This is a genomic window from Bradyrhizobium sp. BR2003 (genome assembly GCF_009720285.1).
In the GTDB taxonomy this organism is placed as follows: Bacteria; Pseudomonadota; Alphaproteobacteria; order Rhizobiales; family Xanthobacteraceae; genus Bradyrhizobium; species Bradyrhizobium elkanii.
Genome location: NZ_SMYJ01000005.1, coordinates 96,045 through 115,987, shown reverse-complemented (window position 1 = coordinate 115,987; position 19,943 = coordinate 96,045). Strand labels below are relative to the sequence as shown.

Sequence of the window (19,943 nt, the reverse complement as noted above, 5' to 3'; positions counted from 1 at the left end):
ACGCTACCGGCACACGGCTACAAGCTACCGCCGAACGTGTTGCAGGCCTGCACTGTGCCCTGCTGGTAGCCCCTCATGAACCACTCCTTGCGCTGCGCGGCGGAGCCGTGGGTAAAGGAGTCGGGCACCACCCTGCCCGTGGCCTGCCGCTGCAGCGTGTCGTCGCCGATCGCGTTCGCAGTGGTCAGCGCGGCGTCGATGTCGCCGGCCTCGAGGAAGCCCGGCCGCTTCTTCTCCTCGCGGTTGACCCAGACGCCGGAAAGGCAATCGGCCTGCAGTTCGACCTTGACCTGCAGCGCATTGGCCTCGGCCTTGCTGCCGGCCTGCTGCTGCAGCCGGTTCACGCGCGGAATGATCCCGAGCAGGTTCTGGATGTGATGGCCGGCTTCATGCGCGATGATATAGGCCGCGGTGAACTTGCAGGCGTTGCCCGAGCAGCCGCGGAAGCGCGTCTCGACCTCGCGGAAGAAGCCGGTGTCGAGGAAGATGGTCTTGTCCGGCGGGCAGTAAAACGGTCCCATGGCCGACTGCGCCATGCCGCAGCGGCCGCCATTGGTGGCATTGCGGAACAGCACGATCTTCGGACCGGTGTAGGTCTGGCCCGAGGCCTGGAAGATCTCGCTCCAGCGATCGTCGATTTCACCCAGGATGCCGGCGATCATGCTGCCCATCTCGTCAGTCGGCGCGCCGCGCTTGGCCTGCCCGCCCGACGATTGCCGGTCGGTCTGGTAGGTCGGCGCCTGGCCGCCGCCGGTGAGAATCTCGGCGCCGCCGATCAGGATGCGCGGGTCGATGCCGAAGGCGTAGCCGAGCAGGCCGAGCACGATGATGGTGCCGATGCCGAGCCCGCCTCCGCCGCCCATCGGAATGCCGAAGCCGCCACCGCCGCCTCCGCCCATCCCGCCTTCATCGCGACGGTCTTCGATGTCGTCGCTGCGGCGGAAATCATCATAGCGCATGGCGGTTTCCCTTCATTCCAGTCGGCGACCCAACGCGGGACACTCCAACTTAAAATTTCCATTCTGTTAATCAATATCCTGCCCGGCAATAATTGCCTAGTCCGGAAGACGCGCATGCATTGCGGCGCAAACGGCTGCAAGTGAGAGCGAATCTACCGCGGAAATCGTGCCGGTTTGATGATCCGCAAATTTTTTCGCCGAACGCGCTGATGTTGCAGCACAACGCCGACGGCACTGCGCCATGCCGCGCAAAAGATGCTGCAATCTTTTGCATGAAGATTTCCAATTAAGTCGATTTTTACTTTGCCGGGTCAATGTGACGCCAGTCGGTTGTTTAGTCCCGCGTCGCCGACAGCGTCGCCTGAGTCAGAGTTCTTGAGTCATGGTAGTGTCGCGTCGCGGGGCGTCTGCAAGGGCGCCCCGCACTAAATTTGAGAGTGCCCCATCGAGCCACATCGTCATTGGCGATTGCGTGGCCGAATTGTCGAAGCTTCAGGCCGGCTCGGTCGACCTGGTCTTCGCGGATCCTCCCTACAATCTGCAGCTCAAGGGCGACCTCAAGCGCCCCGACGAGTCGCATGTCGATGCCGTCAACGACGACTGGGACAAGTTCTCGTCGTTCGCTGCCTATGATGATTTCACCCGCGCCTGGCTGCTTGCCTGCCGCCGCGTGATGAAGCCGTCGGCAACGTTGTGGGTGATCGGCTCCTATCACAATATCTTCCGCGTCGGCGCCATCATGCAGGACCTCGGCTTCTGGCTCCTGAACGATATCGTGTGGCGCAAGTCCAATCCGATGCCGAACTTCCGCGGCCGCCGCTTCACCAACGCGCACGAGACCATGATCTGGGCCGCGCGCGACGAGAAGGCCAAGGGCTACACCTTCAATTACGAAGCGCTGAAGGCGTCCAATGAGGACGTCCAGGCACGCTCCGACTGGCTGATCCCGCTGTGCACCGGCGAGGAGCGCCTCAAGGACGGCGACGGCAAGAAGGTGCATCCGACGCAGAAGCCCGAGCAGCTGCTCGCCCGCGTGCTGCTGTCATCGTCGAAGCCCGGCGATCTCGTGATCGATCCGTTCAACGGCACGGGCACCACCGGCGCCGTCGCCAAGCGACTCGGCCGCCGCTATATCGGCTTCGAGCGCGACAGGACCTATGCGGCCGCCGCCGAGGCGCGCATCGCCGCGATTGAGCCGCTGCCGGACGCGACACTGGCGCCGTTCATGACCGCGCGCGAGGCGCCGCGGGTGGCGTTCTCCGAACTGATCGAGCGCGGCATGATCGTGCCGGGCGCCAGGCTGGTCGACGCCAAGAAGCGCCACGGCGCCCTGGTGCGCGCCGACGGCGCCATCATGCTCGGCGACAAGGTCGGCTCGATCCACCGCATCGGCGCGGTCGCGCAGGGCTCGGGCGCCTGCAACGGCTGGACCTACTGGCACGTCGAGACCAAGAGCGGCCTGCGGCTGATCGACGAGCTGCGCGCCGAGATCCGCTCCGAGATGGCGGCGGGCTGAGGCAAGCCGACTAATCCTCCTCGTCATTCCGGGCTCGCCGCTTCGCGACGTCCGCAGATGCGCAATTGCGCATCGGGGAATGACACGAAGATGACGCCGTCTTGAATGCGGACCGCCTTGTTGCGCCGCGACGGCGGGACTAGATTCGACCTCATCACTCGCTGCTTCGATTGGTCGTCCGATGCGAAGACAATCCGAGACCTTGCTGCTGGTGCCGCTGCTGCCGATCTTCCTGCTCGGCATGTTTCCGATGCTGCTGATCGGCCTGCTCGGATTCCTCGGCCTGATCATTTTCGGAATCCTGCTGGTCTGTGTCGGACTGGCGCTCGGCCTCGAGGCGCACGGCGAGTTCAATGAGGCGGTCATCGTCCACGGCGTTGCCCGCGGCTCCGAGCGCGCGACGCAGGCATCACACCTGCATGCGGCGATCCGCTCCGCCGCCGTGCTCGACGTCGCCGGAATTGCGCTGGTCGTCGCGGGTATCCTGGGCTTCCTCTGGATCGGCTGACCAGCGCGCCACGCGACCCTGATTCACAAACTCGTCGCTTGCGCAGCGCAGCGAAATTTGCGCATGAGGGGATCGTCTGCGGCCTTCCCCGCCGCGTCCCGATCTCGCCGGCTACAAGAACCAAGGGAGTCCCTTCATGATCAAATTCTATTTCAACGGTGCGCCGAACCCGAACAAGGTCGCATTGTTCCTGGAAGAGTCCGGCCTGCCGTTTGAGGCGATCCCGGTCGACACCCGCAAGGGCGAGCAGTTCGCGCCGGAATTCCTGAAGGTCAACCCGAACGGCAAGGTGCCGGCGATCGACGATGACGGCGTGCTGGTGTTCGATTCGAACGCGATCCTGCTCTACCTCGCCGAGGAACACGGCAAGTTCCTGCCCGCCAATACGCCGGCCAACCGCGCCGCGACGCTGTCCTGGCTGATGTTCATCGCGACCGGTCTCGGCCCCTATTCCGGCCAGGCCGTGCACTTCAAGCACTTCGCGCCGAAGGATCTCGACTACGCCAACAACCGCTACCAGTACGAGGCGCACCGCCATTACAAGATCCTCGACGATCACCTGGCGAAACAGCGCTACATGGTCGGCGACAGCTACACGATCGTCGACATGGCGTTCTGGGGCTGGGCGCGGATGGCGCCGTTCATCCTCGGCGAGGAAGGCTACGCCAAATATCCGAACGTCAAGCGGCTGGTCGACGAGATCTCGGCCCGGCCGGCGGCGGCGCGCGCGATCGCGCTGAAGGACAAGCACACCTTCAAGGCCGAGATGGACGACGCGGCGCGCGACATCATGTTCGGCCACCTCAAGTCCAAGGTGGCGTAAGCCGACCCACACGACGGCAAGACGACGGCGCCCGGACGGGCGCCGTCTTCGTTTGTGCCGCCCGTTAGTCTAGCGGCGCACTGCTACGCCGGAAACGCGCCGAGCGCCTTTTCGGTCAGGACCGAGTCGCAATATTCCCGCACCTCCTTGATCCGGCCGCCGTCGAAGCGGAACACCAGGCAATAGTCGTTGTCGTAACGCTCGCCTTGCTTGGTGAGGTTGTTTCCCTTGGCCTCGACCACGACGATGTCGCCGTCGGCGAGAATGCGATGGGCGACGGTGCGGCCGCGCTCGGCCAGCTTCGAGCGGACATGGCCGTGCAGATCGTTGATGATCGATTGTTTGCCGGTGAAGGTGCGCGACCAGGAATATTGCCCGGTCACGGTCCAGATCGCATCGTCGGCAAGCGTTGCCATGAACAGCGAGTTCTCGCGCACCACAGGATCGGGACTGCCCGCGATCACGAACATCTCCTGCACCAGTTTCTTGTTGTCGGCTGCGCTCATGGCGCGTCTCCTTGCGATTGATAGACCCTGATTTCAGGCGTCTCCTTGCGCGATGCCCTTCGGCTCGCGTGAAAACGCCTTGGCCCCAATCCTGCGGCCTGGCTTCGCATTCTTCCAATCGATAGGTGATATGATATATATTCACCTGATGAATTTGAATTCGCTTGACCTCAATCTGCTGGTCGCACTCGACGCCCTGCTGCGCGAAGCCAATGTCAGCCGCGCCGCGATGCGGCTCAATCTGTCGCAGCCGGCGACCAGCCACGCGCTGCAGCGGCTGCGCGACCTGATCGGCGATCCGCTTTTGGTGCGCAACGGCGCGCGGATGGAGCTGACGCCACGGGCGCAGGCGCTGCGCTCGCCGCTGGCCCATGCGCTCGACCAGGTGCGCGCGCTGTTCGTCTCCGACGATTTCGACGCCGCGCGCAGCGACCGGCACTTTCGCCTGATGATGCCCGACCTCGCGGTCGAGCTCCTGATGCCGCCACTGATGGAGAAGGTGACGCTGATCGCGCCGAACGTCACCATCGACGTGGTGCCGTGGCGGGGACCTGCGATCTTCACGCCCGAATTCGCCCGCACCATCGATCTCGTGATCTCGATCGGCGACTCCTTCAAGGGCTTTCATCGCCAGCGGCTCTACACCGACAGCGATGCGCTCGCGGTGCGGCGCGGCCACGGCGTCGGCACGAAGCTGAAGAAGCGCGAAGCGTTCCTCGCCGCGCGCCATGTCGCCGTGATCATCCGCGGCCAGAACGAGGACCTGATCGACACCTGGCTGCGCGCCAAGGGCATCGAGCGGCGGATCGCGCTGGTGGTGCCGGGCTATATCGAGGCGCTGCACGTCACCGCGCGCACCGACCTCGTCGCCTTCGTGCCGCGCCGGCTGATCTCGTCGCTGTCGAAGCAATTATCGCTGATGACGGTGACGCCACCGCTCGATCCAGGGATCGACGAGCAGCACATGTTCTATCCGACGCGCGCCCAGATGGATCCCGGTTCGATCTGGCTGCGCAAGCTGATGCTGGAGACGGGACGCGAGCTGGAGGGAAGAAAGGCGTAACGCGACACTCTATCCCCCGTCGTCCCGGCGAAAGCCGGGACGACGCCAAGTTATTGCCGGCGTTAAGCCTTCTGATCGGCCAGCACTTTCTGCACCGCCGGGCGGCTCTCCATCGCCGCGCGATGCGCCTTCACCTTGGGCAGCGTTGCAATGTCGACCCCGTCGCCGTCGAGCCACAGGGTCAGCGTGTAGAGATAGGCATCGCCGACGGTGTAGTTCTCGCCCATCACCCATGGGCCCTTCAGCATGTCGCGCTCGATCAGGTTGAAGCAGGCGCCCATGGTCTTCGGCACCATCGCCTTCATGTCGGCGAACGAAGTCTCCTGCGTCGCCCAACGCGCACCACGCATCTTGTGGGCGTGGCAGATATGCACCGTCGAGCACAGATAGGAGTTGAAGGCCTGCAGCCTGGCGAACTCGAAGGCGTCTTCGAGCGGCGCGAGCTTGGCCTGCGGATAGGTCTGCGCGATGTAGGCCAGCATCGCCGGCGTCTCGGTCAGCACGCCGCGGTCGGTCACCAGCGACGGCACGCGGCCCTTCGGATTGATCTTCAGATATTCCGGGCTGTTCTGCTGGTTGACCTTGAAATCGAGCCGCTCGACCGAATAGGGCGCGCCCGCCTCGGCCAGTGCAATGTGGGACGCGAGGGCGCAGGTGCCGGGGGCGGTGTAGAGCTTGAGCATGTCGTTGTCCTCTGCGGGCCTTGTCGGTTCGTTGCGAACCCGGCCTGGCTTGTTATGAGATGCAGCGGACGTTAGCGGGACCCCCCCTCGCCGTCCACCCCGCGCCGAGCCGCGGACCTTGCCCGCGGCAGGGCCGCCATGCGATGACCATGGCCAATCGGGAGGCTTTTCATGACTGTGCTCATTGCAGGTGGCGGAATTGGCGGGCTGACACTGGCGCTCAGCCTGCACCAGATCGGCGTGCCCTGCCGCGTGTTCGAAAGCGTGCCTGAGCTCAGACCGCTCGGCGTCGGCATCAATGTGCTGCCGCATGCGGTGCGCGAACTGATCGAGCTCGGCCTGCACGACGTGCTCGACGCTTCAGCGGTGCGCACCCGCGAGCTCGCCTATTTCTCCAAGCACGGCAAGCCGATCTGGAGCGAGCCGCGCGGGCTCGAGGCCGGCTACAAATGGCCGCAGTTCTCGATCCATCGCGGCCGGCTGCAACAGCTGCTGCTTGACGCCGCGACCGAACGCCTGGGAGCTGCGAACATCTTCACCAGCCATCAACTCACCGGCTGGACCGAGACCACGGGCGGCGTCCGCGCCGACTTCATCGACCGCGCCACCGGCAAGTCCGCCGGCAGCTATGACGGCGCGGTGCTGATCGCCGCCGACGGCATCCATTCGGCGGTGCGCGAGAAGCTTTATCCGCAGGAAGGGCCGCCGATCTGGAACGGCCGCATCCTGTGGCGCGGCATCACGCGGGCGAACGCCTTCCTCACCGGCCGCACCATGATCATGGCAGGCCACGAGATCCTGAAATTCGTCTGTTACCCGATCTCGAAGGAGGCCGGCGCCGACGGCAAATACGACATCAACTGGATCGCCGAGCGGCATATGCCACCGACCTATCAATGGCGCCGCGAGGACTACAACCGCACGGCAAACCTCGACGAGTTCCTGCCGTGGTTCGAGAACTGGAATTTCGACTGGCTCGACGTGCCCGGCCTGATCCGGAACTGTGCCCATGCCTACGAATATCCGCTGGTCGATCGCGATCCGATCCCGCGATGGACCTTCGGCCGCGTCACGCTGATGGGCGACGCCGCGCATCCGATGTATCCGATCGGCTCCAACGGCGCCTCGCAGGCCATTTTGGATGCGCGCGTGCTGACGCGCGAGATTTTGGCGCATGGCCCGACGCATGCGGCGCTCGCGGCCTATGAGGCCGAACGGCGGCCCGCGACCACGGACCTCGTGATGCTGAACCGCCGCAACGGCCCGGAGCAGGTGATGCAACTGGTCGAGGAGCGCGCGCCTGATGGCTTCAAGGTCGTCACCGACGTGCTGTCGCAGCAGGAGCTGGAAGACATCGCCGCCAACTACAAGCGCGTCGCCGGTTTCCAGGTCGAGGGACTGAACGCCAAGCCGCCGATCGTGCGGCGGGCGGGCTAAGTTGTAGCGCGGCGCCCACCGTCACCCTGAGGAGCCGCGAAGCGGCGTCTCGAAGGGTGCACGGCCCGGCCGGTGGCCGTCGACCCTTCGAGACGCGCGCAAGATGCGCGCTCCTCAGGGTGACGGATCGGGCTGGTGCGCAAGCGGCATCACCGCAGCGCCCGCGCCGCTTCCACCAGGCGGATGCTGCTGCTCGCGGTCGCGAGCAGCGTGCCGTCGGCTGAAGTCAGCCTTCCCTCGACAAAGGCAATGGTCTTGCCGAGTTGCGTGACGGTCGCCTCGCCGGTGATCGGCCCGGGTTTTGCCGGCGCGAGAAAATTCACGGTCATCGTGATGGTCGTGGTGAAGAGCCGGCCCTCGGTCATCACGAACACCGCCGGCCCCATCGTGTCGTCGAGCATTGCCGAGAGCATGCCGCCCTGGACGAAGCCGGCCGGATTGCAGAACTCCTGCTTGCCGTCGAAGGCCATCTTGATCCAGCTCTCCTGCGGACGTGCGTCAACGAGGCGCCAGCCGAGCAATTTTGCGACGGGCGGCATCGGGATGTGGTCGAGCGCGGTTGCGATCATGGCGGGCCTCCGTTGTGCCGGAGGTGATAGCCGAGCGCTGCTGCCAGCATGGTGTCAGCAGGTCAGAGCATGATCCGGAAAAATGAAAAGCGGTTTTCCGAAAAGATCATGCTCAAGAAAATGAGCCGATGATGCGATTCATCGCACCGTCAGAGATCGAGCCCGTGCGCGACAACCTTGCGCATCAGGTTCGGAAACGCCTCGCCGTGCAGCGTCGCCACCGGCACCCAGCGCATGCCGTCCGGCGCGCGGCCCCGCGGCGGAACGCTGGCGGTGTAGACGACGAGCTCGAGCGGAAAGTGCGTGAACACGTGAGTGACGACACCAGCCTTGCGGTGCCAGCGCGTGATGCCCTTCAGTTCCGGCGCCTGTGCCAGTGCCGCCGCGTCCTCCTGGCCGGCCAGCCATTGCGACCCCGGCACCTCGGTCATGCCGCCGAGCAGACCTTTTTCCGGGCGCGAGCGTACCAGGAGCTCGTCGCTGCGTGTCACCACGAAGGCCGCGCCGCGGCGCAAGATGCCGCTCTTCTTCGGCGCCTTGCGCGGGAACGTTTCCTGGTCGCCACGCGTGCGCGCCGCGCAGTCGTCGTTCAGCGGACACAATGCGCAGGCCGGCTTCTTCGGCGTGCAGATCGTGGCGCCCAAATCCATCAGCGCCTGAGCACTGTCGCCGGCGCGAGAGTTCTCGTCGCCGGCGCGGGACGGGCCGAGCAATGTCGCCGCCATCTCCTTGATCAGCGGCTTGGCCTGCGGCAGCGCCTCTTCAATGGCGTAGAGCCGACTGACCACGCGCTCGATGTTGCCGTCGACCGGCATGGTGCGACGGTCGAAGGCGATGGCGGCGATCGCGGCCGCGGTGTAGGGCCCGATGCCGGGCAGCGCGCGCAGGCCGTCCTCGGTGTCCGGAAACACCCCGCTGTGGTCGCCCATCACCGCGACCGCGCAGGCGTGCAAATTGCGCGCCCGCGAATAATAGCAGAGCCCGGCCCACATCCTTAAGACGTCGTCGAGCGAGGCACGGCCGAGCGCGGTCACGTCGGGCCAGCGCGACACGAATTTCTCGAAGTAAGGCCCGACCGCCCGCACCGTGGTCTGCTGTAGCATGATCTCCGACAGCCACACACGGTACGGATCGGCCCGCTCGCCCGCCGCCGCGCGCCACGGCAGCGTCCGGCGATGCCGGTCATACCAGGCGAGCAGCCGCGCCGGGCGGTCGGCGGCGTCTTCGGTCAGTTTGGCTTTGGCGACTGCGCGAGAGCTCATGGACGTATCTTAAGGCAAATCCCGCCACGTCACGGCCGGGCTTGACCCGGGCATCCACGTCTTTCTTTGTCCAGGACCGACGCCTGTCCTATAACCCCCTGATGTCCAAACCCGGTCCGATCAGCGCAAAGCCCCTGTCGATCCTGCTCAGCGATGTCTTCACCGACGCGTATGCCAAGCAGGGCTTTGCCGCGCGCGAATTGGTGACGCGCTGGACCGAGATCGCGGGCGAGCGGATTGCTGCCTATTGCGAGCCGCTGAAGATGCAGTGGCCGCGACCGGTGGAGGGGCAGCCGCAGGAGCCGGCGACGCTGGTGCTGCGGGTCGAAGGCCCGATGGCGCTGGAGATCCAGCACTCCTCCGACGTCATCCTGGAACGGGTGAACCGCTTCTTCGGCTGGCATGCGGTCGGCCGCCTGACCATCCGGCAGGCGCCGCTGTCGCGCCGCAGCCGCCCCAGCCGGCCACGCCCGCCCGATGCCAAAACCGTGGCCCGGGAGGCGGCCAACCTTGCCGCCGTCGAGGACGACGATCTGCGCGCGGCGCTGGCCCGTTTGGGTGCTTCGATCAAGCGAAATTGACGCTTTTCGGCAGGCCGGCCGCGAGACCGCGGCATTGCCACAATGGCCGTTTCAAGCTAGCGAAGGCTTCTTTTCGGGACCCCTTCATTGTGGCGTGAATGCGCCAATCCGGGAGCTGACCTTGATCATCACGCGCCGCGCTTTCACCACCGCTCTCTCGCTGACCGGGCTCGCCGCCCTCGCCGGCCTGTCGCCGCTGCGCCTGATCACGGACGCGTTCGCGCAGTCTGCCGCCGAGGTCGCCAAGCCGCAGTCGCTGCCGGACATGGGGCTCGGCCCGCAGGATGCCAAGGTGACGATCATCGAATACGCCTCGATGACCTGCCCGCATTGCGCCAATTTCAACGAGACCGTGTTCCCGAAGATCAAGTCGACCTACATCGACCCCGGCAAGGTCCGCTACGTGTTCCGCGAATTCCCGCTCGACATCAAGGCCGCCGCCGGCTCGATGCTGGCGCGCTGCATCGCCAAGGACGACGCCCCGAAGTTCTTCGCCGTGATCGACTTGCTGTTCCGCCAGCAGAACGACTGGGTGGTCAAGAACACCACTGAGACGCTGACGCGGATCGGCAAGCAGGCCGGCCTCAGCCAGCAGCAGGTCGAGGACTGCCTGAAGGATCAGAAGCTGCTCGACAAGATCGCGGCCGACCAGAAATACGCCAACGAGGTGCTGAAGGTGAACTCGACGCCGACCTTCTTCGTCAATGGCGAGATGCTGAAGGGCGAGACCTCGTTCGAGGAATTCAGCAAGCACATCGACCCGCTGCTGAAGAGCTGATCGGGAGCCTTTGAGTCTGGCGTCTTCGTGCCTCGCTTTCGCGTCGAGGCACGATAATTGTGGATGATTTGCGATCACGGCACGCGGCCGTCGCATCATTTGGTTGTTGAAAACCTGATTCGCACGATGCGAATCGTCGAGGACATGCAAGGGCCATAAAACCCTGCAAATCCCTTGGGAAAAGCTTGCTCAAGCGGTTGCCCTCACGCGCTCGCATCGCCATTGTCGCCGCTCATGAGAGCTGCACGCAGCAACTCACCCCCACACCGACATTGCCTTCCATGGTATTGTCACGGCAGGGAGATTCGCGCCCGGCCAAACGAGATTTGTGTACATGAAGCTCACGCGCCTCCGCCTGCACGGTTTCAAGTCGTTCGTTGAACCCACCGATTTCATGATCGAGCCGGGCCTGACCGGCGTCGTCGGACCGAACGGCTGCGGCAAATCCAATCTTGTCGAAGCGCTGCGCTGGGCGATGGGCGAGACCTCGCACAAGTCGCTGCGCGCCGCCGACATGGACGCGGTGATCTTCGCCGGTTCCGGCAACCGTCCGGCGCGCAACCACGCCGAAGTCGTGATGACGATCGACAATTCCGATCGCTCGGCACCGGCCGCGGTGAACGACAGCCAGCTCTTGGAAATCTCCCGCCGCATCGAGCGCGAGGCCGGCTCGGTCTACCGCATCAACGGCCGCGACGTGCGCGCCCGCGACGTCCAGATCCTGTTCGCCGACGCCGCCACCGGCGCGCGTTCGCCGGCGCTGGTCCACCAGGGCAAGATCGGCGAGATCATCCAGGCCAAGCCCGAGCAGCGCCGCCGCGTGCTGGAAGACGCTGCCGGCGTCGCCGGCCTGCATGCCCGCCGTCACGAGGCGGAACTGCGCCTCAAGGCGGCAGAAACCAACCTCACCCGCGTCGAGGACGTGATCGGCCAGCTCACCGGCCAGATGGAAGGCCTGAAGAAGCAGGCCCGCCAGGCGATCCGCTACCGCGAAGTCGCGGCCAAGGTCCGCAAGTCCGAAGCCATGCTGTTCCACCTGCGCTGGATCGGGGCCAATGCCGACGTCAACGACGCCGCGCGCACCCATGATCTCGCCGTACGCGAGATGGCGGAGCGCACCCAGCATCAAGCGGAAGCCGCGCGTATCCAGGCGATCCGCGCCACCGAAATGCCGGCGCTGCGCGACGCCGAGGCGCGCGCCGCCGCCGGACTGCAGCGCCTGACCAATGCGCGCGAGATGCTCGACCGCGAGGAACAGCGCGCCAAGGAGCGCGTCGGCGAGCTCGATCGCCGCCTTACCCAGTTCGCCCAGGACATCGCGCGCGAACAGCAGCAGACCTCCGATGCCGACATCGCGCTGCAGCGGCTCGACACCGAAGACGCCGAGCTGAAGGAAGAGATCAAATCGCGGGTCGAGAAGCGCTCCGGCGTCGACGAGCGCGTCGCCGAGGCCGAGGAGATTCTGGCTGCGACCGAGCGCCAGTTCTCCGAGCTGACCACGCAGCTCGCCGACCTGACAGCCAAGCGCAACCAGCTCGAGGCCGGCGTGCGCACGCATCGCGACCGGCTGGCGCGGCTCGATCAGGAGATCGCCAACGTCCAGGCCGAGGAAACCAGGCTCGCGCAGGAGACCGGCAATCTCGGCGACATCGACGCACTCGCCGCCGCCATGGAGATGGCGCAGCAGACGCTCGCCGAATCCGAGGCCGCCGTGCAGGAAAGCGAGGCGCATCACGCCGCCGCACGGCAGACGCTGGAGGCCTCGCGCAATCCGCTCACTGAGGCCGAGAAGCGGGTGCAGCGGCTCGAGACCGAAGCCCGCACCATCTCCAAGCTCGTCACCAGCGAGACCAAGAATCTGTGGCCGCCGATCATCGACGGCATCACGGTCGCCAAGGGCTATGAAAAGGCGATCGGCGCCGTGCTCGGCGACGACCTCGACGCGCCGGTGGATTCCTCCGCGCCGATGCGCTGGACCAATGTCGGCGAAGCCGCGGGCGATCCTGCGCTGCCCGACGGCGTCGAGCGGCTGGCCGATCACGTCCAGGCTCCGCCGGAACTGGCGCGCCGTCTCGCCCAGATCGGTGTTGTCGCCAAGGAGCACGGCGCGGCGCTGGTGTCGCAGCTGAAGACCGGCCAGCGGCTGGTGTCGCTCGAAGGCGACGTCTGGCGCTGGGACGGCTTTGTCGCCGACGCACATGCCCCGACCGGCGCCGCCCGCCGTCTCGCCGAGCGCGCCCGCCTGGTCGACATCGAGCACGAGCTGGAACAGGCCCGCATCGACGCCGCCGCCAAGCGCCAGGCGCTGGAGACGGCAGAAGAAGAATTGCGCTCGGCGTCCGCCGCCGAGGGCGCCTCGCGCGAAGCCGTCCGCGCAGCCCGCCGCGAGGCCGACGCCGCGCGCGAGCGCCATGCCGCGACCGAGCGCGAGATCAACCGCCACGCCGCGCGCAAATCGGCACTGACCGAGGCGCACAGCCGCGTCGCCGCCGATCGCGCCGAGGCCGAAGCCGCGCATGAGAGCGCGGCTGCCGCGCTCGCCGAACTGCCGCCGGGTGTCGAGACCGAAGCCCAGCTCGCCGCGGTTCGCGCCGAGATCGACAATCAGCGCCGTGCCGCGGCGCAAGTCCGCGCCGAGGCGCAGGCGCTCGCCCGCGAGGCCGAACTCGCCGACCGCCGCGTGCAGGCGATCGTTGCCGAGCGCAATGAGTGGCAGAATCGCAAGACCAGCGCCGCCTCCCAGGTCGAGACCGTCGAGGCCCGCATCGCCGAAGTGTCGGCCGAGCGCGAGGAACTTGCGAACGCGCCGGAAGTGTTCGCCGAGAAGCGCAGCGCGCTGATCACGGAGATCGAGCACGCCGAGGGCGATCGCCGGATCGCCGCCGACGCGCTGGCGACCGCCGAAGCCGCAATGGCGGAAACCGACCGCGTCGCCAAGGCTACGCTCGAAGCCCTCTCCTATTCCCGTGAGGCAACCGCGCGCGCCGAGGAGCGCATGGAAGGCACCCGTCGCCGCCTCGCCGACATCGAGCGCGAAATCCACGACATGCTCGAGGTCGAGCCGAGCGCGGTCGTGGGCCTCGCGGAGATCGAACCGGGCCAGGAGCTGCCGCCGGTCACGCAGGTCGAAGAAGAGCTCGAGAAGCTGCGCCGCGACCGCGAGCGGCTGGGTGCGGTCAACCTGCGCGCCGAGGAAGAACTCAAGGAAGTCGAGACCCAGCACACTGCGCTGACCACCGAACGCGACGACCTGGTCGAGGCGATCAAGCGGCTGCGCCAGGGCATCCAGAGCCTCAACCGCGAAGCGCGCGAGCGTCTCTTGACCTCGTTCGAGACCGTCAACAACCACTTCAAGCGGCTGTTCACCGAGCTGTTCGGCGGCGGCGAAGCGGCGCTGCATCTGATCGAGAGCGACGATCCGCTCGAGGCCGGCCTCGAGATCATCGCCAAGCCGCCCGGCAAGAAGCCGCAGACGCTGTCGCTGCTGTCCGGCGGTGAGCAGGCGCTGACGGCGCTGGCGCTGATCTTCGCGGTGTTCCTCACCAACCCGTCGCCGATCTGCGTGCTGGACGAAGTCGATGCGCCGCTCGACGACCACAACGTCGAGCGGTTCTGCACCCTGCTGAACGAGATGACCGGCTCGACCGAGACGCGCTTCATCATCATCACGCACAATCCGATCACGATGGCACGGATGAACCGGCTGTTCGGCGTCACCATGGCCGAGCGCGGCGTGTCGCAGCTGGTGTCGGTTGACCTGCAGGGCGCGGTCGATATCCTCGACCAGAACGTGGCGTAGGCGACCATGCCGTCATTCCGGGGCGGTGCGCAGCACCGAACCCGGAATCTCGAGATTCCCCGGGCCGCAATTGCGCCCCTGAGGTTCGGCCGCGCCGCCCCGCAATGACGTGCAACAGACGGCGAGCCATGACCTCACCTGACCTGCCCGCCGAGCTGCGCGCCGCCCTTAACGCCAGGCTCGAAGGCCTGTCGCGCAGCGACGCCGCTGGCCGCGCGGCGGCGATCTCGCAGACCTATCGCGAGGGCGGCGGCTCCTCGACGATCAGGACCGAGACCGATGCGCTGGCCTACGCGCTGGCGCGGATGCCGGCGACCTATGCCGCGGTCGCAGCGAGCCTCAACGCGCTGACGGAGATCAGGCCGGACTTCGGGCCGGCGCGCCTGCTCGATGTCGGTGCCGGTCCGGGCACCGCGACCTGGGCCGCCGCGGAGGCATTCACGTCGCTGCGGGACTTCACCCTGCTCGACGCCAACAGTGCGCTGCGGTCATTGGCCGAGGAGATGTTTCACGGCAGCACGCGCCTGCATGACACCAGCTATGAACTCGGCCAGGCGCGTGCCCTGCTCGACAAGGCCGAGCCCGCCGACCTCGTCGTCGCCAGCTACATGATCGGCGAGCTCGGCGACGCGGAGCGCGGGGCGCTGGCCGATGCGCTGTGGTCGAAAACCGGCGACACGCTGCTGGTCGTCGAGCCAGGTACGCCCGCCGGCTATGCGCGGATCATGGCACTCCGCGCGCGATTGATCGCCGCCGGCGCGCATGTCGCAGCCCCCTGCCCGCATGACGGCGGCTGCCCGCTGGTCGCGCCCGACTGGTGCCACTTCTCGCAGCGCCTGCAGCGCTCGCGCGCGCACAAGCAAGTCAAGGGCGCCGACGTCCCGTTCGAGGACGAGCGCTTCGCCTATGTCGCGCTGAGCCGCGCGCGCGTTGAGAACAGGCCATCGCGCGTGCTGGCGCAGCCGGACGTCGGCAAGGTCGAGATCGCAGCGAAATTGTGCACGCCCGAGGGCGTATCGGTTGCGAAGATCCCGCGTCGCGCCAGGGCCGAATACGCAAGCGCCCGGCGCTGGCGCTGGGGCGATGCGGTCTAGTTACTTGCGTCGTCCCGGCCTAGTGCGCAATTGCGCACGGGGCCGGGATCCATACGCCGCGGCCCGCGGAAAGGGCACAAGCGGCATCGGCTTTGCTTCAATATCAAGATTGATGGTTATGGGTCGCGGCTTTTCGCCGGGACGACGAATGTTGAACCAATCTTGGTTCTGTTCCGACCAAGGCAATGCCCACCTTTCCGCGGCGGGCTGCCCTGCGCCCCGATCTTGGGCTACGGTGCCGCCGCCTCGTCCATCAGGAGTTGCCCCGTCATGTCGACCAGCTGGATCGTTATCGGCGTCATCGTGCTTCTCGTGCTGTTTGCGTTCGGCGCCTACAACCGCCTCGTGGCGCTCAGCCAGCGGGTCGGCCAGGCCTTTGCCGACATCGACGTGCAGCTCAAGCAGCGCCACGACCTGATCCCGAACCTGGTCGAGACCGTGAAGGGCTATGCCGCGCATGAGCGCGGCACGCTCGACGACGTCATCAAGGCGCGAAATTCGGCGATGTCGGCGCAGGGTCCGGCCCAGGTCTCGGCGGCGGAGAACCAGCTCTCGGGCGCGCTCGGCCGGCTGATCGCGCTGTCGGAGGCCTATCCGGACCTCAAGGCCAACGCCAATTTCCAGCAGCTCGCCTCCGAGCTTTCCGATCTCGAGAACAAGATCGCCGCCAGCCGTCGCTTCTTCAACAACGCGGTCCAGGAATACAACACCGGCATCCAGCAGATGCCGGCCGCGCTGTTCGCCGGCATGTTCGGCTTCACCCGCAAGGATTTCTTCGACCTCGGCGCCAGCCGCACGGAGGTCGAGGCGGCGCCCAGCGTGAAGTTCTGAGGCGCAACGCGCGCCGGCGAGAGGCCGCTCCGTCATGGCCGCCTATGGTCTCTACACGCATATCGCATCGAACAAGTTTCGTTCGATGCTGCTGCTTGCCGGCCTGTTCCTGCTGATCTACGTGCTGGTCTATGCCGGCGCGCTGGTCGCGGAGGTGATGATCGATAGCGGCCGCACCGTCGACTATTACCTGACGCGGGCCTCGCGCGACCTGGTCTCGGCCTTCCCGTGGGCGACGATCGCGGCGGTGGCCTGGATCGTGATCGCCTATTTCTTCCACCAGAAGATGATCGACGCCGTCACCGGCGGCGAGAGCGTGACGCGGCAGCAAGAGCCGCGGCTCTACAATCTCTTGGAAAATCTCTGCATCTCGCGCGGCATCCCGATGCCGAAGCTGAAGGTGATGGGCAGCCCGGCGCTGAATGCCTTTGCGACCGGACTGAACCGGAGCCAATACGCCATCACGGTCACCACCGGCCTGTTGAACGCGCTGAACGACAAGGAGATCGAGGCCGTGCTCGGTCACGAGCTCACCCATATCAAGAACGGCGACGTGCAGCTGATGGTGATCGCGGTGATCATCGCCGGCGTGGTCGGCTTCTTCGGCGAGCTGTTCTTCCGCCTGTTCACGAACCTGTCGTGGAATTCGAGCGGCGGCGGTGGCGGCTGGTCGTCATCCTCACGATCGTCGTCATCCTCCTCGGACCGCGACAGCAAGGGCTCGGGCGGCGGCGCGATCGTCGTGATCATCATCGCGGTCGCGTTGATCGTGCTGGCCTGGCTGCTGTCGCAGGTGGTCAAGCTCGCACTGTCGCGCTCGCGCGAATTCCTCGCCGATGCCGGATCGGTCGAGCTCACCAAGAACCCCGATGCGATGATCTCGGCGCTGCGCAAGATCGAGAACCGCGGCGAGCTGCCGGACGCCACCTCGGCCGTGATGGAACTCTGCGTCGACAATCCGCGCGAGGGGTTTGCCGACCTGTTCGCCACCCATCCCTCGGTGAAGTCCCGGGTCGATGCCCTGGTGAAATACGCCGGCGGCCACGATCCCGGACCGCTGGCGCTGCCGGACGAGACGGAGCCGCAGCATGAGCCCTCCGCGGCGGGCGACCAGTCTCCGCCGGCGACCCACGGCCCGTGGGGCGATGTGCCGCGTGCACCGCCGAACGATCCGCCAGCGCTGCCGGGCAACAACCCCGCGCAGGGACCATTGGGTCCGCTCCAGGGCCCTTGGGGACGACACCGCTAATCGCGCCCTAGCCTACTCAGTCCATTAAGGAAATTCCCACCAAACCGATCGTGGGCGCCTTAAGGAATTGAATTCTCCCTCGTTTCTGCCATGTTCGCGCCCAAAGCAGTGTGGGGACTTGCCGATCGCCATCGCGGTCGGGAGCGCGCTTTAAGGGACTTCCATGGCAAAGCCGGTTGTGATCGTGGTGGGCGCCGACAAGGGCGGGGTCGGCAAGACCACCGTCTCGCGGACGCTCCTGGACTATTTCAGTGCCAATAACGTGCAGACCCGGGCGTTCGACACCGAATCGCCGCGCGGCACGCTGAAGCGCTTCCATCCTGACATCACCGAGATCGTCGACATGACGACGACCGCGGACCAGATGAAGATCTTCGATACGCTGAACTCGGGGCCCTCGGTCACCGTGATCGACGTCCGGGCCGGCCTGTTGTCGCCTGCGCTGGCCTCGCTGCGCGATATCGGCTTCCTCGACGCGGCGCGCTCCGGCCAGATCACCTTCGCCGTGTTCCATATCCTCGGCCCGTCGATCGCCTCGCTCGACGAGATCGCGGAAACCGCCAACTTCATGAGCGGCGCGAAGTATTTCCTGGTGAAGAACTTCATCAACGACACCCAGTTCTTCCAGTGGGATCAGGCGACCTACAATTCCTACTTCCATCGCATCAAAGACGCCGTGGACCTGACGATCCCGAAGCTCAACGAAATGGCCTATGAGCAGGTCGAGGTCTCCTCGGTTCCGTTCCTGAAATTCGTCGCCAACAAAGGCATCAACGACGACGCCGCCAACTACTCCTTCGTGCTGCGCGGCTATGTCCGGCACTGGCTCGCCAATGTCTGGAGCGAGTACGACCGGATCAAGCTGACCGACCTGGTCGGCGCCAAGTCGGCCAAAGGCGAAAAATAGTCGGACCTTCGACCCTGATGGGGCTGGATTAGCCGAAAATTTGGCCTGATATAGCGGGCGATGTCATCCACGCCCGTTTACATCATCTGCTCGCCCCGCCCGCAGGTCGGCAAGACGCTGATCGCGCGGCTGCTCGGCGAATTCCTGCTGCTCAAGAACGGCGACGTGGTCTGCTACGACATCAATCTGAAGGAGCCGTCGCTGCTCGACTACCTGCCGCGGATCACCGAAACCGCTGACGTGATCGACACCTACGGCAAGATGCAGCTGATGGACCGCGTCATCGCCAATGACGGCATCGGCAAGGTGATCGACCTCGGCTACCACGCCTTCGACGAATTCTTCAAAATGTGCGACGAGATCGGGCTGATGAAGGAGGCGCTTCGCCGTCGCGTCGCGCCGATCATCCTGTACGTCGCCGATACCGACCGCGCCTCGGTGCGCGGCTACCAGACGCTGCACGGCATGATCCCGCCGAATGCGCTGATCGTCATCGACAACGAGTTCGTGGTGCGCGGCGAGCTGCCGCCTGTCATGACCGCCAGCCAGGTGCTGCGCTTCCGCGCGCTGCCGGTGTTCCTGAAGACCTATATCGACCGGCTGAACTTTTCCTTCACCGGCTATCTGCGCCAGGAAAAGGATTCATCGACCGAGCTGCATCAATGGATCCGGCGGAACTACACCACGTTCCGCGATCTTGAATTGAGCGTGCTGCTGCAGAGGTCGTAACTGTCGTCCCGGCCTAGCGCGCGATTGCGCACGGGGGCCGGGACGACCATGTGGAGGGATTTGCGCTAGACTAATGCCCCTCGAACGCCATCAGCGTGCGCACCGGAACGTCCATCGCGCGCAGCTTGGCGGCGCCGCCGAGATCGGGCAGGTCGACGATGAAGCAGGCCGCGACCACGTTGGCGCCGATCTGGCGCAGCAGCTTCACCGCGCCCTCCGCAGTGCCGCCGGTCGCGATCAGATCGTCGACCAGGATCACGCGCTCGCCGGGCTGCACGGCGTCGGCATGCATCTCCATCTCGTCGATGCCGTATTCCAGCGAGTAGGCGATCCGCACCGTGGTGTGCGGCAGCTTGCCCTTCTTGCGGATCGGCACGAAGCCGGCGGAGAGCTGATGCGCGACCGCGCCGCCGAGGATGAAGCCGCGGGCCTCGATGCCGGCGACCTTGTCGACCTTCGCCCCCGCCCACGGATGCACCAGCTCGTCGACCGCCCGGCGGAAGGCCCTCGCATCCGCGAGCAGCGTCGTGATGTCGCGAAACAGGATGCCCTTCTTCGGGTAGTCCGGGATGGTGCGAACGGTCGCCTTGATGTCGTGGTCGAAGGTCATTGGTCTCGCTCTGAGGGTCATTCCGGGGCGATGCAAAGC

19 protein-coding genes are annotated in these 19,943 nt (G+C 65.9%); 13 read left to right on the top strand and 6 right to left on the bottom strand.

Going from position 1 to position 19,943, the window contains the following annotated elements:
• Positions 1-17: 17 nt before the first annotated feature.
• Positions 18-959, bottom strand: a complete 942-nt coding sequence (gene ypfJ / locus E2I15_RS01360) for a KPN_02809 family neutral zinc metallopeptidase (protein WP_137478155.1) — start codon at positions 957-959, stop codon at positions 18-20.
• Positions 960-1,341: 382 nt separating this feature from the next.
• On the opposite strand from ypfJ, the gene E2I15_RS01355 reads away from it, so the two are divergent.
• The 3 genes from E2I15_RS01355 to E2I15_RS01345 all read left to right on the top strand — a co-directional run bounded on the left by E2I15_RS01355 (position 1,342) and on the right by E2I15_RS01345 (position 3,806).
• Positions 1,342-2,475 (top strand): site-specific DNA-methyltransferase, encoded by a 1,134-nt coding sequence (locus E2I15_RS01355; RefSeq protein WP_137478156.1) that lies wholly within the window; start codon positions 1,342-1,344, stop codon positions 2,473-2,475.
• A gap of 181 nt (positions 2,476-2,656) precedes the next feature.
• Positions 2,657-2,983, top strand: a complete 327-nt coding sequence (locus E2I15_RS01350) for a hypothetical protein (protein WP_137478157.1) — start codon at positions 2,657-2,659, stop codon at positions 2,981-2,983.
• A gap of 136 nt (positions 2,984-3,119) precedes the next feature.
• Entirely contained in the window at positions 3,120-3,806 is a 687-nt protein-coding gene (locus tag E2I15_RS01345) for a glutathione S-transferase family protein (protein ID WP_016840895.1), read from the top strand.
• Between the two features lie 83 nt (positions 3,807-3,889).
• On the opposite strand, the gene E2I15_RS01340 is transcribed toward E2I15_RS01345, so the two are convergent.
• A complete protein-coding gene (locus E2I15_RS01340) occupies positions 3,890-4,312 on the bottom strand; it encodes a nuclear transport factor 2 family protein (RefSeq protein WP_137478158.1) in 423 nt (140 codons plus the stop codon).
• 148 nt (positions 4,313-4,460) lie between these two features.
• Here E2I15_RS01340 and E2I15_RS01335 point away from each other — a divergent pair, with 148 nt between their 5' ends.
• The gene (locus E2I15_RS01335) at positions 4,461-5,375 is read left to right on the top strand and encodes a LysR family transcriptional regulator (RefSeq protein WP_137478250.1); all 915 of its coding nucleotides are present in this window, start codon (positions 4,461-4,463) and stop codon (positions 5,373-5,375) included.
• A 62-nt stretch (positions 5,376-5,437) separates the two neighbouring features.
• Here E2I15_RS01335 and E2I15_RS01330 read toward each other — a convergent pair whose 3' ends face one another.
• Positions 5,438-6,058, bottom strand: coding sequence for a glutathione S-transferase family protein (locus E2I15_RS01330; protein WP_137478159.1), 621 nt, complete (start codon positions 6,056-6,058; stop codon positions 5,438-5,440).
• A gap of 171 nt (positions 6,059-6,229) precedes the next feature.
• Between E2I15_RS01330 and E2I15_RS01325 the strand changes: the two genes are divergently transcribed.
• Positions 6,230-7,495: a flavin-dependent oxidoreductase gene (locus E2I15_RS01325; protein WP_137478160.1), complete on the top strand. Its 1,266-nt coding sequence runs from the start codon at positions 6,230-6,232 to the stop codon at positions 7,493-7,495.
• Positions 7,496-7,644: 149 nt separating this feature from the next.
• Here E2I15_RS01325 and E2I15_RS01320 read toward each other — a convergent pair whose 3' ends face one another.
• Positions 7,645-8,064: a PaaI family thioesterase gene (locus E2I15_RS01320; RefSeq protein WP_137478161.1), complete on the bottom strand. Its 420-nt coding sequence runs from the start codon at positions 8,062-8,064 to the stop codon at positions 7,645-7,647.
• A 149-nt stretch (positions 8,065-8,213) separates the two neighbouring features.
• Entirely contained in the window at positions 8,214-9,326 is a 1,113-nt protein-coding gene (mutY, locus tag E2I15_RS01315; protein ID WP_155262163.1) for an A/G-specific adenine glycosylase, read from the bottom strand.
• Between the two features lie 101 nt (positions 9,327-9,427).
• Between mutY and E2I15_RS01310 the strand changes: the two genes are divergently transcribed.
• The 8 genes from E2I15_RS01310 (at position 9,428) to E2I15_RS01275 (ending at position 19,294) form a co-directional block, all read left to right on the top strand.
• Entirely contained in the window at positions 9,428-9,907 is a 480-nt protein-coding gene (locus E2I15_RS01310; RefSeq protein WP_018273380.1) for a DUF721 domain-containing protein, read from the top strand.
• Between the two features lie 121 nt (positions 9,908-10,028).
• On the top strand, positions 10,029-10,685 hold the full coding sequence (locus E2I15_RS01305) for a DsbA family protein (protein ID WP_137478163.1): 657 nt from the start codon (positions 10,029-10,031) through the stop codon (positions 10,683-10,685).
• Positions 10,686-11,019: 334 nt separating this feature from the next.
• Entirely contained in the window at positions 11,020-14,484 is a 3,465-nt protein-coding gene (gene smc / locus E2I15_RS01300) for a chromosome segregation protein SMC (RefSeq protein ID WP_137478164.1), read from the top strand.
• A 128-nt stretch (positions 14,485-14,612) separates the two neighbouring features.
• The gene (locus E2I15_RS01295) at positions 14,613-15,578 is read left to right on the top strand and encodes a small ribosomal subunit Rsm22 family protein (protein WP_137478165.1); all 966 of its coding nucleotides are present in this window, start codon (positions 14,613-14,615) and stop codon (positions 15,576-15,578) included.
• Positions 15,579-15,848: 270 nt separating this feature from the next.
• A complete protein-coding gene (locus tag E2I15_RS01290) occupies positions 15,849-16,409 on the top strand; it encodes a LemA family protein (protein ID WP_016839704.1) in 561 nt (186 codons plus the stop codon).
• Positions 16,410-16,443: 34 nt separating this feature from the next.
• The gene (locus E2I15_RS01285) at positions 16,444-17,658 is read left to right on the top strand and encodes a M48 family metallopeptidase (RefSeq protein WP_137478166.1); all 1,215 of its coding nucleotides are present in this window, start codon (positions 16,444-16,446) and stop codon (positions 17,656-17,658) included.
• A gap of 163 nt (positions 17,659-17,821) precedes the next feature.
• On the top strand, positions 17,822-18,565 hold the full coding sequence (locus E2I15_RS01280) for a P-loop NTPase family protein (protein ID WP_016839706.1): 744 nt from the start codon (positions 17,822-17,824) through the stop codon (positions 18,563-18,565).
• A gap of 60 nt (positions 18,566-18,625) precedes the next feature.
• Entirely contained in the window at positions 18,626-19,294 is a 669-nt protein-coding gene (locus E2I15_RS01275; RefSeq protein WP_137478167.1) for a P-loop NTPase family protein, read from the top strand.
• A 70-nt stretch (positions 19,295-19,364) separates the two neighbouring features.
• Here E2I15_RS01275 and E2I15_RS01270 read toward each other — a convergent pair whose 3' ends face one another.
• Positions 19,365-19,904 carry an adenine phosphoribosyltransferase gene (locus E2I15_RS01270; RefSeq protein ID WP_018273383.1) on the bottom strand — a complete coding sequence of 180 codons (540 nt, stop codon included), beginning with the start codon at positions 19,902-19,904 and terminating at the stop codon, positions 19,365-19,367.
• Positions 19,905-19,943: the final 39 nt, after the last annotated feature.